Source organism: Hyphomicrobium sp. NDB2Meth4 (genome assembly GCF_900117445.1).
In the GTDB taxonomy this organism is placed as follows: domain Bacteria; phylum Pseudomonadota; class Alphaproteobacteria; order Rhizobiales; family Hyphomicrobiaceae; genus Hyphomicrobium_A.
In genome coordinates this window covers 210725-223616 of the sequence record NZ_FPEJ01000005.1, presented here as the reverse complement: position 1 = coordinate 223616, position 12892 = coordinate 210725, and the positions used below count along the sequence as shown (strand labels likewise).

9 protein-coding genes are annotated in these 12892 nt (G+C 58.8%); 4 read left to right on the top strand and 5 right to left on the bottom strand.

Annotated features, from left to right (window positions below; all coding sequences use genetic code 11):
* Nucleotides 1-86 precede the first annotated feature (86 nt).
* The 5 genes from NDB2M4_RS09915 to NDB2M4_RS09895 form a co-directional block, all read right to left on the bottom strand.
* Nucleotides 87-1178, bottom strand: coding sequence for a replication protein RepA (locus NDB2M4_RS09915; protein ID WP_171988066.1), 1092 nt, complete (start codon nt 1176-1178; stop codon nt 87-89).
* 189 nt (nt 1179-1367) lie between these two features.
* Nucleotides 1368-2582 (bottom strand): hypothetical protein, encoded by a 1215-nt coding sequence (locus NDB2M4_RS09910; RefSeq protein ID WP_244536121.1) that lies wholly within the window; start codon nt 2580-2582, stop codon nt 1368-1370.
* 59 nt (nt 2583-2641) lie between these two features.
* Nucleotides 2642-3622, bottom strand: a complete 981-nt coding sequence (locus tag NDB2M4_RS09905; RefSeq protein WP_210186529.1) for a cation diffusion facilitator family transporter — start codon at nt 3620-3622, stop codon at nt 2642-2644.
* 86 nt (nt 3623-3708) lie between these two features.
* Nucleotides 3709-6078 (bottom strand): heavy metal translocating P-type ATPase, encoded by a 2370-nt coding sequence (locus NDB2M4_RS09900; protein WP_072374016.1) that lies wholly within the window; start codon nt 6076-6078, stop codon nt 3709-3711.
* A 48-nt stretch (nt 6079-6126) separates the two neighbouring features.
* Entirely contained in the window at nt 6127-6330 is a 204-nt protein-coding gene (locus NDB2M4_RS09895; protein ID WP_139247184.1) for a hypothetical protein, read from the bottom strand.
* Nucleotides 6331-6458: 128 nt separating this feature from the next.
* Between NDB2M4_RS09895 and NDB2M4_RS09890 the strand changes: the two genes are divergently transcribed.
* The 4 genes from NDB2M4_RS09890 to NDB2M4_RS09875 all read left to right on the top strand — a co-directional run bounded on the left by NDB2M4_RS09890 (nt 6459) and on the right by NDB2M4_RS09875 (nt 12888).
* A complete protein-coding gene (locus NDB2M4_RS09890) occupies nt 6459-6734 on the top strand; it encodes a metal-sensitive transcriptional regulator (protein ID WP_072374013.1) in 276 nt (91 codons plus the stop codon).
* 787 nt (nt 6735-7521) lie between these two features.
* Nucleotides 7522-7974, top strand: a complete 453-nt coding sequence (locus tag NDB2M4_RS09885) for a CopM family metallochaperone (protein WP_139247218.1) — start codon at nt 7522-7524, stop codon at nt 7972-7974.
* A gap of 37 nt (nt 7975-8011) precedes the next feature.
* A complete protein-coding gene (locus tag NDB2M4_RS09880) occupies nt 8012-9754 on the top strand; it encodes an efflux RND transporter periplasmic adaptor subunit (RefSeq protein WP_171988065.1) in 1743 nt (580 codons plus the stop codon).
* An 11-nt stretch (nt 9755-9765) separates the two neighbouring features.
* Entirely contained in the window at nt 9766-12888 is a 3123-nt protein-coding gene (locus tag NDB2M4_RS09875; RefSeq protein WP_072374010.1) for an efflux RND transporter permease subunit, read from the top strand.
* Nucleotides 12889-12892: the final 4 nt, after the last annotated feature.

Genomic DNA, 12892 nt, shown 5'->3' with positions numbered 1-12892 from the left:
GATGGGTGGAGCGCTACCGTTTATGCGTGAAAAAGCGGGCCTAACTCAAAGGCTTGACGAAAAGACGGGTGCTGCGCGTGGAAGTGTCAGGTTTTGACCTTCTTGGGTTTGGGTTTCGGAAGGTAAAGCACGTCCGGCCCGGCCGGTGATATGACGGCCCCCTTCTCCGTGATCTTGATGGGAAGCTTGGGGAACACTTCCTTGATCTCCTTCAATTCCTCGGGGAAGTCCCGCTTGAAATTGCCGAAGCGGTTATAGCCTTCGCCGAACTGCTGGAAGAGGTGTTCCCAGCCGAGGGTGAAGCTGTCGTCCAGGCAATGGATGCGGTGGCCGATCCAGCACATAATGTCGAGCTTTCTGGGACTGTTGGCGAAGATGCGCACCGCGCGCATGTTCACCGGCAGCGCGTGCTTGGTGAGGGTGCGGTAAAACTTGTCGTCGAGGGTGACGACTTCGGTTTGGCCGTTCTTGCCGCGCGGCTTCCAGAGCTCCATGGATGAGAACGGGCTGGCGTTGATGGTCTTGCTGGCGTCGCCGTTATAGGTGCCGATGGTCATGTGGCAGGCGGCGAGTGCTTTCATCTGCTGGCGGAAGGCGGTGAGCGTGCCGTTCTTTCCACCGGTGGGATTGAAGCCGAGGGACCGCACGAAGGCGGTCATGCTCGAGTTCACGTCGATGTTGGGTGAGCCGTTGAGGACGGCCTCGCTGCAGAGGTGGATCATAAGCAGGCGGGCCTTCGCCCCGTAAGGGATGGGCTGCTGTTCCCATTCGCCGTCGGGGGTGAGGAGTTTGCCAGCCGAAATGGAAAGCCGCATTTTCCCCTGCTCGCGGTTCCATTCGCGGACGCTGTCGGGCTGGCGGACATAAGGCAGTGAACAGATGGCGAGCACGGAGTGGATGTGCCCGACGTTGTCGCGTGAAAGTTCTTCCTGGCTGGATAGCTCGTGCTGGGCGATTGCCCGGCGGCGTTGTGCCGGCGACATGGCGGCAAGCGCGTCGCGGCGTGCTTGTTCGGCGATGCAACTGCGTTCGGTGAAGCCACGCGAGAACACGTCGGCGGCGGCGAGGCGTGCGAGCAGATCGGTGTCGCGGATTTCGGCGTGGACGACGGCGGGTGCCGGGGCCCCCTGCCCCGTATCGTGTTCCTCGGTGAAGAGCGGGAGAGGGCTACTTGGCACGGCGCCCGTCCTCGATGAGGTCGCGGTCCAAGACCTTGAACCCGTATTTGTGCAAGGCCGCGGGGCTTTGCACATTTAGTGCCGTCAGGTGGGACTTTTTGTGCAAACGACCGAGTTTTTGTGCAGTGAGAATTTAGTCTGCGGACATTCGCCTGAGATCGCGCACTCAGCTAACAGCATTGAGAGGGATCACCGGCAATCTCCCGCTCGCTGCCAGACGACCGGAGCGAAGCCGCCCCCAGGAGTGCGAAAATTGGTGGTTTGACCTTGATAAAGGCGGGCCGCCACGAGCTGGACTTTGCCGTCGTAGGTGTAGTTGCGAATATCGAGCTTCATCACCTCGCGCCGCCCATCGACGATGACGGTCCGACCGCTTGGCGGCACCAGATCCTGGGCCACATAGCCACCCTCGAGAATACTTTGCCAAACGCGGCGCGTGATCTTGTCTCCGCGATAGGCGGCTCTCCCGCCAAATCCGGCGGCCGGCTTGAAGAAAAGTCTGCTGCGCATAGTCCAAAGCTCTTCCGCACGGCCGGGAACGACCAGCACCGTCTTGGGTATCCCATTCCGAACAAGGGTCCTCAGCTTCTCAACGACGCCCCACCGCTCCAGCGTCTCCACGTCCGTCAAGCGAACAAGATTGCGCTTGTCCGCGAACATGGCGTGCGACCATGGGTTCGGCGTCACCACCACATCATCGGAAAGATACGCCGTGCGCAGTGCGGCGTGGGCGGGCTCATCCAGAGAGAAGTCCGTCAGCCGATTGTAGACGAGGTCAATCGCCTGGGAGCCGCACCATAGCCTCCCGCCGCGATGTTCGAGGGCCTGAGGGGGAGCGATGATCGAGGCCATGCCGTGGCGCCTAAACAGACGCTCGAAGAGTACAAATTCTGGATAGAGATACTGCGCTTGCGGGTCCGTATCGACAATGGCAACGGCAGTGAGCGGGGCGTCGCCCCTTTGCCGGCGCCAATCCTGGCGGAAACTCTCTAGGAAGGTGGCGCCGATATCCTGCCTCTCGACCGGGCCTGGGAAGACGCGTTCGATCGCCGGGCAGCACACCTTCTGAGCGCGCGCCACGAAAGCGTTGATCAGCGCGCCTCCTGCATTCGTGTTAATCTCTATGAGCTTGGGCCCGCCAGGTCCGACATGAAAATCGTAGCCCATAAGCACGCCAATGGCGCCAGGCTCGAACTGTGCCGCAGCCGGTGCCGATTCCAACGCAGCCTGGCGGTATGCCGGGAGCTTGGCGATCGCCTCAATGGCCTCGATAATCTGCGCCATTCGCGTCGCATGTTCGGCGCGAATGAAGACGGGGAGGCTGGAGATCAGCGTCGGATGCGTCTCTGCCAGCCGTCGGCTGAACTCCGCATCACCCACTTCGAACTCAAGGGCGCGCCCCAAGGCAGGCCGATCCAGCGAGATACAGGCGCAGTCTGCGTTCAGACTGTCCGGGCTCAGATTCATCGATCCGTGCTTTCCCGCTTTGAAACCTTGGCGCTCGCGTGGGCCGCGGAGGAGTGATCGGCGCGCGTGACGTCGATCGCCTTGGCACGATCCTCTTCATCCAGACAACCGTCTTCGACCTGCAGGGTCGAAAAGTAGATGCCGAACTTCGCGCGGAGCACGTCGTGCGCGTCCTTCAGCACCCGTTGGCCATCACGGCCCAGATCGTTGACGCGGATGTGGGCTGAGAAGACATTGCGGCCCTGCGTGAGGCTCCATGCGTGGACATGATGCACGTCGATGACGCCGGCCAGCTTGCGGATCATGGCGACAGCTTCATCCAAATCGACTCCCTCCGGAGTGCTTTCCAAGAGGATCACGAGGGAATCCTTGAGTATCTGCCAGGAGGCCCAAAACAGCACGAGGCCGAAGGCCATACCGAGCAGCGCATCGATAGCGACGAATCCGGTAAGCCACACGACAGCCGCCGAGATGATGATGATGATACTCCCGACGAAAGTTTGGACGACGTGCCAGAAAGCGCCGCGCATGTTGAGGTTCTCGCGCTGCCGGCCGTAAAGGAGCCGCAACGCGATCACTTCCGTCGCAATGCCGCCTGCAGCCGCGAGCAACATCGCTCCGGTGCGCAATTCGACAGGTTCCATGAGCCGCATAGCGCCCATCCAAAGCACGTAGCCGGCCATCAGGAACAGGAATACGCCGTTGAAGAGGGCTCCGATGATTTCGGCCCGCGCCCAGCCGTACGTTTGTTCCGGGCTCGCCTCTCGCTCGCTGAGCCTTTGCGCAAAGAGCGCTATCAGTACGCCGCCGACGGCTGAAAAGGTATGGAAGGCATCCGAGAGGACGGCGACTGAACCGCTCCAATACGCCATGAAAAGTTCCACAAAAAAGTAAATGCCGGTCAGCCAACCAGCGATGATGAGTGCGCGTCGATCAGCCGACGCGGGGACATGGCCAGCGTGTGACTGCGTCTGCATGCCTTCTGCCATGTTGCTAAACCTGCTCTTTCGCGTGCTCATCAAACTCGGTCGACCGGGGCGCCCTTTAGTTGACTCCGGCACATTCACAATGGTAGCGCCCTAAGTCGCAACGCATTAGCGATTACGCTCACTGATGACAGAGCCATAGCCGCCGCAGCGATGATGGGCGAAAGAAGAATACCAAGGATAGGATAGAGAACACCCGCCGCCACCGGCACGCCGGCCGCGTTATAGACAAAGGCAAAGAACAGGTTTTGCCGGATGTTGCCCATGGTGGCCTGCGACAGGCGGCGTGCGCGCACGATGCCGGTGAGATCGCCTTTGACGAGCGTGATGCCTGCACTCTCGATGGCAACGTCGGTACCAGTTCCCATGGCGATGCCAACATCGGCCGCAGCAAGCGCAGGCGCATCATTGACGCCGTCTCCGGCCATCGCAACGACATGACCCTTACTTTTGAGCCGTTCGACGATGCGGCTCTTGTCCTCGGGAAGCACCTCCGCCTCCACTTGGGTGATGCCGAGCTTGCGAGCTACCGCTTGAGCGGTGACTTTGTTGTCGCCAGTCAGCATGACGATGGTGAGGCCCGCAGCTTTAAGCGCCTGCAACGCTTCGGACGTCGTGGACTTGATCGGGTCGGCAATAGCGAGAATGCCTGCGAGCGCGTTATCGAGCGCAATAAAGATGACGGTCGCGCCATCTTCGCGCAGCCGATCCGCTTCGCCATCCAAGGACGTCGTGTCGATTCCGGCGTCCTTCATGATGCGCGCATTGCCGATCACCGTGCGCTTGCCGCCAACGACACCAGTCACGCCTTTGCCGGTGGGCGCATCAAAATTCTCGACAGTCAATAACTCAAGGCCTTTGGCTTCCGCTGCGGCGACGATTGCGGTACCAAGCGGATGCTGGCTCATGCGTTCAAGGCTGGCGGCAAGTTGTAACAGGTCAACTTCAGAAACGCCGCTCGCCGTCCGCACCGCCACCACTTTCGGTTTACCTTCGGTAAGCGTGCCGGTTTTGTCGATGACGATCGTATCGACCTTTTCCAGCCGCTCCAGTGATTCTGCGTTCTTGATCAGCACGCCTGTCTGCGCGCCGCGACCGACCGCAACCATGATCGACATCGGCGTCGCAAGTCCAAGGGCGCAAGGGCACGCAATGATTAGAACGGACACAGCCGCAATCAGCCCATAGGTCATGCTGGGTTCTGGTCCCCAGATTGCCCAGACAGCGGATGCCAGAATTGCGACGCCAATCACGAGCGGCACGAACCAGCCCGAGACCTGATCCGCGAGCCGTTGAATGGGCGCGCGACTTCGCTGCGCTTGCGCCACCATCTGAACGATGCGGGCCAGCATGGTGTCGCGGCCGATTTTGTCGGCCCGCATGACGAAACTGCCGGATTGATTAATGGTGCCTGCGATCACGCTGTCGCCGACAGATTTGGTGACAGGCATCGACTCGCCGGTAACCATCGATTCATCGATGGTGCTGCGTCCCTCAACGACAATGCCATCGACAGGCACCTTATCACCGGGCCTGACGCGCAGAAGTTCGCCCACAGCGATCTGGTCGAGCGAAATCTCTTCGTCACTGCCGGTTTTTGACACGCGCCAAGCTGTCTTAGGCGCGAGATCAAGCAATGCGCGGATTGCGCCGCCTGTACTTTCACGGGCTTTGAGTTCGAGGACTTGCCCTAGGAGCACCAGCACCGTGATGACGGCAGCGGCCTCGAAGTAAACGGGCACAGCCCCGTCTAGCGTTCGGAATGCGGCTGGAAATGACTCAGGGATAAGGGTCGCCACCACGCTGTAAATCCAGGCGACACCCGTGCCCATGGCGATGAGTGTAAACATGTTGAGGTTGCGGGAGCGCAGCGAAGCCCAGCCGCGTTCAAAGAACGGCCATCCGGCCCACAGCACAACGGGCGTCGCCAGAATGAGCTGCAGCGAGTTCGATGCGCGAGGCGCGATAAGCGTATGCAGCCCGGCAAAGTGCCCGCCCATCTCCAAAATGAGAACGGGAATGGTGAGCACCAGCCCGATCCAGAAGCGCCGGGACATATCGACCAGCTCAGGATTTGGCCCTGAATCCAAACTTACAATTTCTGGCTCCAGCGCCATCCCGCATATGGGGCAAGCGCCGGGGCCTATCTGACGAATTTGTGGATGCATCGGGCAGGTGTAGATCGTGCCTGCAGGGACTGCATGATCGTCGGCGGCGTTCTTATCCAAATACTTGATGGGGTTCGCCACAAACTTGGTGTGGCACCCAGCCGAGCAAAAATAATACGGCTGTCCTGCATGCGCTGCAGTGTACTTGGCTGCATGGGGATCAACATCCATGCCGCAGACGGGGTCTTTGACCAGATATTCAGGTCGTTGATCGCTGCTCGCTTCATCATGCTCATGTGCGCCATGATCGGGTTTCTGCGACGATTTTTGGTTTTCCATTTTGTCTCACTCAGCCGGTCTTTCGCCGCAATCGTGTCAAGTTCTCGCCTACATGGCGCTCTTTTCGTGAGCGTCATCGGTCGCCTTTTGAGCGGTCCCGCAGCAGCACTTGGCGTCTGTGGATTTTACGAGGGCCGCTTTATGGTCGCCCTTTTCATGAAGTTCCGCTGCCCCATGATGTGCTTTGGCTGCGGCCTCATGATTTTCAGCGGCTTTGGTATGACTGGCGCAAGGCATGGTGATCTCCTTCATTTATTACTTTTTTGGGCATTGCAACAACGTTGCAGCCCAGCCACTCGTTCCACTTGATAACACGAATGCACCTACCCCATGGGGGTATATAGCTTGACACCTATACCCGGCTAGGGTATCTGTCAAGCATGGAATCAGAGACGTCAGACATCTGCCTGAAGCGCTTGAGCAAGATCGAAGGGCAAGTGCGCGGCATCGCCAAGATGGTCGATGAGAAGCGCTACTGCATCGATATTATCACCCAGATATCCGCCGTGCGCGCAGCACTGCGGCGGGTTGAGGAAGCTGTATTGAAAGATCACGTTGGTCATTGTGTTGAGCATGCTATCGCGAGCGGCAACAAGGCTGAGCAACGTCAGAAGGTCGCTGAGTTGATGGACGTGTTGGCAAGAACGGTTCGCTAAAAGGTTGGGGAACTTGGGTTCATAAGCCAGTAACCTTGAGCATGTTTCTTGCGAATAGAATAAGGAAGACTGAGGTTTAGATTTTGAACGTTGTGCGCACCATAAAAGTCGTCGTTGCGCTGCTGGCCCTAATGGCGGGGCTGGCGACGACCGCGTTTGCACATGCTGGCCACGCGCACACGGGTCCTACGGGCGCACCGACTTCAGCCTCCTATTCTCCAACCTCAGATTCACGGACCAAGTCGCAACACGCCGTTCCTCTTTTGCGCGCTCACAGTTCGGAAAAATCCGGACTTACCGATTTCGCGGTTGAAAACCCATCGTCCGGCACGATCATCGTCCGGTGCACACCCGGATCATGCTGCTGTCAGGGTGCATCGTCGTGCGGCGCCGGTCATTGCTGTTCATTGGGCATGACCACCACGCAGCCTTACGGCCTGAACCAGCGTGAAGCTAAAAGCTTTCAGCTAGCTCTTTTGGGCTGGCCGTATCCCGATCTCATCTTCGGCCTCGATCGACCACCAAAGGTCTGATCCTCCGCTCCGTAGTCTTAGCCGGAGCCGCTTAGCGGTTGGACAACGCATTGTCGTTGTCCGCGCTGCAATCCTCACCGTGAGACGCGAGCACACCAGCGACCCTGCATGAAGCGTCATGCCGAGGCCTTGCGCGTGATGTGCAGCGATCTTGGACGCCAGCATCCGGATTTCTCCGGGACCTAGCGGGGTGTGTGGCGATGACTTCCTTCACCACAATGACCCGCAACCAAAAACAGGTAAGGACCACAACCATGAAAACGCTATCAACAATTATCGCTCTCACACTGCTCGCTATCCCGCTCACCGCGCGCGCAGAAGACCCGGCATCCCAGCATGACATGAAGGGCATGGACGAAATGAAGTGCATGCAGGACATGAAGTGCATGCACGACCACAGAGACATGAAAATGGAAGGCATGCACGACACGAAAGCGATGGGGGCCGACAGCAGCGAATCCTCCAAGGCTTTCGCCGAGGTCAACAAGAAGATGCACAAGAACATGACAATGGCGTTTACCGGCAATCCCGATGTGGATTTCGCCCAAGGGATGATCCCGCATCACCAGGGCGCGATCGACATGGCCAAGGTCGTTCTGAAATACGGCAAGGACCCGGAACTGAAGAAACTGGCTGAAGACATCATCAAGGCACAGGACTCCGAGATCGCCTTTATGAAGGGCTGGCTCGCCAAGCAGTCGAAGTAAGGCCCGCACAATACGATCGATGAATGAGGATACGGCGATGAGCAAAACGACAACAAAATCGATGCGGTGGAACAGGGCCGCTAGGGTGCTCTTTTCTTCGATCGCCCTCTTTGCCGTATCCTTCTCATCAACCGACGCTTTAGCGCACGGGGGTGAGGATCACAGTCATGATGAAAGACCTGTTGTTGAAACGAATGCCAACCCTCGCGTCGAGGCGACATCCGAAGTTTTCGAGATCGTCGGCATTCCTACAGGTGCTGGTGACGGCAGACTTATTCTTTATGTGAATGACTTCTGGACCAACGCCCCTGTCCCCGGGGCGGCGATCGAAGTGACCGTCGGGAACGCTACGACCAAAGCCACCGAAAAGCAGGGACTGTATGAGCTAAATGCGCCATGGGTCAAAACGCCGGGGCGCTACGATCTCACCTTCGCGGTCACCTCGGGCGAGAGATCGGATCTCTTGATCGGAAGCCTGACCGTTCCCGCAGCGGCTGCACCTGCCGACCAGCACAACAGTCTATGGGATCATATTGCGCCAGAGTTGCCGCAGTTTCCTTCGATCTCCGCGTGGCTACCTGCGGGCGCCGTGGCGCTTACGCTATTGTTGGCACTAGTGGCACTCACATCCAGCGGCACCGTGCGTCGCGCGGGTATGGTGCTGGCCAGCATAGCCGCAATGAGCAGCGTTGCTCTCGCGGCGGTCATGCTGGTGAATGGAAGCACGAGTGGCGCGACTTTGGCCGGAATCGCCCTCCTCGACCTTCGAGAAACCGCTAGGCGTACGGAAGATGGGGCCGTCTTCGTTCCAAAGGCGACGCAACGACTTTTGGAAGTCACGACTGTCCGGACGGCAGCGGCAAGTGCCGCACAAAAAACGGTTCGTCTGATTGGTCAGGTCATCCCCGATCCCAACAAGAGCGGTCTGGTTCAGGTTCTATTGGCAGGCCGTATCGAAGCGCCGGAAGGTGGATTTCCGGCAATCGGCAGCCGGGTGAAGGCGGGCGATGTTCTTGGCTATCTCCTTCCGAGCGTGCAGTTGGTTGATCAAAGCGATATCCGTCAAACGACTGGTGATCTCGATCGCCAAATCGCCCTCGCCGCAGCGAAACTGCGCCGCATTGAGCCATTGTCTGGCAACGCAGTACCCGCAGGTCAGGTCATCGATGCCCGCATTGAGCTTGACGCGCTGCGCAAGCGACGCGACCAGATCAAACCAGTTGTTGAACGGGAAGCGCTGATCGCTCCGGCTGATGGTGTGATTGCGCAGGCTAATGCGGCATCCGGTCAGGTGGTCGAACCACAGACCCTGCTATTCCAGATCGTTGATCCCGACAGTTTATGGGTTGAGGCACTCGCGTTCGACAGTGCAGCAGCTACGGGAGTCGAGAAGAATAATAAGGAAGCTATCGGCACCACAGCGGATGGACACAAAATAGAATTAAGCTTTGCAGGTCGAGGGCTCACGCTGCGCCAGCAGGCTGTGCCGCTGCGCTTTCAGATTAAGGGCAGAAATCCGGGGCTGAGCATCGGCGAGCCGGTCACGGTGCATGCACCTGTAGATGAGCCGATTGCGGCCATCCCGTTGCCGCGCTCCAGCGTGGTCCGATCAGGCAATGGCCAATCGGTGGTGTGGGCACACACCGGACCGGAACGGTTTGAGCAGCGCGTCATAGCCAGTGAGCCAATTGACGCCGATCGCATTGGCATCACGGCAGGGCTGGAGCCAAACACGCGCGTCGTTGTCCGCGGGGCCGAACTCATCAATCAGGTTCGGTAAGGAGGCGCGCAATGTTCAATTTCCTTGTCAAAGCGAGCCTCAACAACCGGCTGATGGTGCTGGCAGCCGCCGCCATTCTAGTGGTGTGGGGCAGCATGAGCCTCTCCTCCATTCCAGTCGATGTGTTTCCCGACCTCAATAAGCCAACCGTCACCATCATGACGGAAGCGGAAGGTTTGGCCCCGCCCGAAGTCGAGCAGCTCGTTGGCTATCCGATCGAAACGGCAATGAACGGCATCGCCGGTGTTACGCGCGTACGCTCGGTGGCAGGCATTGGCCTCTCCATTGTCTTTGCCGAGTTCGACTGGGGCACCGACATTTATCGCAATCGCCAGCAAGTAGCGGAGCGGCTCTCCAGCATCGCTTCACAATTGCCGCCCGGCGTGACGCCCCAGATGGGGCCGGTTTCCTCCATCATGGGCGAGATCATGCTGATTGCCGTTACGGGCGGCGACAAGGCGGACCCGATGGCTGTGCGCGAAGTTGCTGACTTCGTTATCCGGCCCCGGCTCCTGTCCATATCAGGCGTGAGCCAGGTCATCCCCATCGGCGGCGAGGTTCGCCAGTACAGGGTGACGCCCAATATCGCGGCACTCGCCAGCTTGAATGTGAGTGTCGAGCAGATCGAAACAGCGATCAAATCTTTTGGCACCAACACGGGTGGCGGGTTTGTCGATCAGAATGACCGCGAGTATCTGATCCGCAATCTCGGCCGCACGACAAAGCTGGATGATTTACGCAACGTCGTTGTCGTGACAAAGGACGAGCAACCGATCTTTCTGCGGCAAGTCGCAGCCGTCGAATATGCGGCGCGTGTGAAGCGGGGTGATGCAGGATTTAACGGCGCATCTGCCGTGATCATCTCCGTTCAGAAACAGCCCGGTGCCGATACGATCAAACTGACTAGTCAGGTCGAGACGGCGCTGGCCGAACTAACACGAGGACTACCGAATGGGGTCAGCGCCAATCAAATTCTGTTCCGTCAGGCTGATTTTATTTCAACCTCGATCGACAACGTCAAAGGCGTGCTCGTTGAAGCCGCGGTCGCTGTGGCGGTCATTTTGTTTCTGTTCCTGCTCAACTTCCGCACTACGGCGATCTCGCTGACGGCAATCCCGATCTCCCTTCTGGTCACAGTTCTTATCTTCAAAGCGTTTGGCTTATCGATCAATACGATGACGCTCGGCGGCCTGGCGATTGCGATTGGCGAACTCGTGGATGACGCCGTGGTCGATGTGGAAAACATCTACAGACGCCTGCGAGAAAATAGCAAACGCGCCAGTCCAAGACCGCTGCTGCAGGTCGTGGCCGATGCCAGCATCGAAGTACGGTCTGGTATCGTCTATGCGACTTTCATCATCGTTCTCGTCTTCATCCCGCTCTTTGCCTTGACGGGCATTGAGGGCCGCTTGTTCGCCCCGTTGGGCGTTGCCTACATCGTCTCGATCCTGGCGAGTCTTTTGGTGTCTATCACGGTCACGCCGGTTCTTGCGTCTTATCTGCTCGGCAGCGCAAAGCAGCTCGATCATCGCGATGGGGCTTTTGTCCGTAAACTTAAGCGGGGCAACGAACGATTGCTGGCATGGGCATTTGAACGGACCAATTGGGTGATCGGGACGGCGCTGGTTGCCGTTCTACTGGCCGGACTGGCGGCAACCGCTCTGCCGCGATCCTTCCTACCCTCATTCAATGAAGGCACGTTGACCATCAGCCTCGCCTTCAATCCGGGTATTTCTCTCCAGGAAAGTCATCGCATCGGTTTGATCGCTGAGAACCTTCTGACGGAAGTGCCGGAAGTCAAAACGGTTGGCCGCCGCACAGGCCGCGCCGAACTCGATGAGCATGCCGAAGGCGTGCATTCAAGCGAGATCGATGTTGACTTGGACAAGTCTGAACGCACACGTGAGGCCATTTTGGAGGACGTGCGCCGTAGACTCGCTGTGTTGCCCGCGACCATCAACGTCGGCCAGCCGATCTCGCACCGGCTCGATCATTTGCTCTCCGGAGTGCGCGCTGAGATAGCGCTCAAGATCTACGGGGACGATCTGGATTCGCTGCGCCGCCTTGCCGAGACGCTGCGCGGCAAGCTCACTAAAGTGCCGGGGCTTGTTGATCTACAGCTCGAAAAGCAGGTTTTGATCCCGCAGCTGGAAATACGTGTCGATCCGGACCGCGCCGCTTTGTTTGGCGTGACGCCCGCTGCCATCACGGAAGCGCTCGAAAGCCTATCCAACGGCCGTACGGTATCGACCATCATCGATGGTGCGCGCCGGTTCGACGTGGTGCTCAGGCTCTCGGAAAGCGATCGCACGACTTCCGGTCTGAGCGATCTGCTGATCGAAACGCCGAAAGGTCGCGTTCCCTTAAGTCGCATTGCCACGGTGGAAGAGACTGAAGGTCCCAATCAGATTCTAAGGGAGAACGGCCGTCGCCGCATGGTCGTGCTGGCCAACACTGATGGCTCGGACATGGCTGCCATCATCGAACGGATCAGGGCCGTGCTCGCAGACACGGCATTGCCGACGGGATACTCGACGAGCCTTGAGGGCTCGTTCCTCGCCCAAGAGGAAGCGTCGCGTTTGATCTTGGGTCTATCGCTGGTCTCGCTTGCCTCGATCTTTGTTGTTTTGTACAGCCGCTACCGCTCGGCTGTGCTGGCACTCATCATCATGGGCAACGTGCCGCTCGCCTTGATCGGTAGCGTGACGGCGCTGTGGATCGCGGATCAGCCGCTCTCCGTCGCCTCCATGATCGGCTTCATTACGCTGACGGGGATCACGGCCCGCAACGGTATCCTGAAGATTAGCCATTACATCAATCTCGCTTTGTACGAAGGTGAGGTCTTCGGGCGTCCGCTGATCGTGCGCGGCAGCGTTGAGCGTCTGACGCCGGTATTAATGACAGCGCTTGCGGCGGGGACGGCGCTGATACCTCTGCTCTATGGGGCCGACGCACCGGGTAAGGAAATTCTCCACCCAGTCGCGGTGACCATATTCGGCGGATTAATCAGCGCGACGCTGCTCGATGCCGTCCTGACGCCCGTTCTGTTTCTCAAGCTCGGCAAGCGTTCTCTTCAGCGTCTCGTCGACGCCCGCGCGCCTTCTTCGGCGACTAAACCAATACAAGCGTTTTAACCAA

What these genes read in the sequence shown, in the direction of transcription:
- NDB2M4_RS09885 (WP_139247218.1), top strand. Translation starts at nt 7,522, where the DNA reads ATGAAAACGCTATCAACAATTATCGCTCTCACACTGCTCGCTATCCCG.
- NDB2M4_RS09895 (WP_139247184.1), bottom strand. Translation starts at nt 6,330, where the DNA reads ATGAAGGAGATCACCATGCCTTGCGCCAGTCATACCAAAGCCGCTGAA.
- NDB2M4_RS09875 (WP_072374010.1), top strand. Translation starts at nt 9,766, where the DNA reads ATGTTCAATTTCCTTGTCAAAGCGAGCCTCAACAACCGGCTGATGGTG.
- NDB2M4_RS09880 (WP_171988065.1), top strand. Translation starts at nt 8,012, where the DNA reads ATGAGCAAAACGACAACAAAATCGATGCGGTGGAACAGGGCCGCTAGG.
- NDB2M4_RS09900 (WP_072374016.1), bottom strand. Translation starts at nt 6,078, where the DNA reads ATGGAAAACCAAAAATCGTCGCAGAAACCCGATCATGGCGCACATGAG.
- NDB2M4_RS09905 (WP_210186529.1), bottom strand. Translation starts at nt 3,622, where the DNA reads ATGCAGACGCAGTCACACGCTGGCCATGTCCCCGCGTCGGCTGATCGA.
- NDB2M4_RS09890 (WP_072374013.1), top strand. Translation starts at nt 6,459, where the DNA reads ATGGAATCAGAGACGTCAGACATCTGCCTGAAGCGCTTGAGCAAGATC.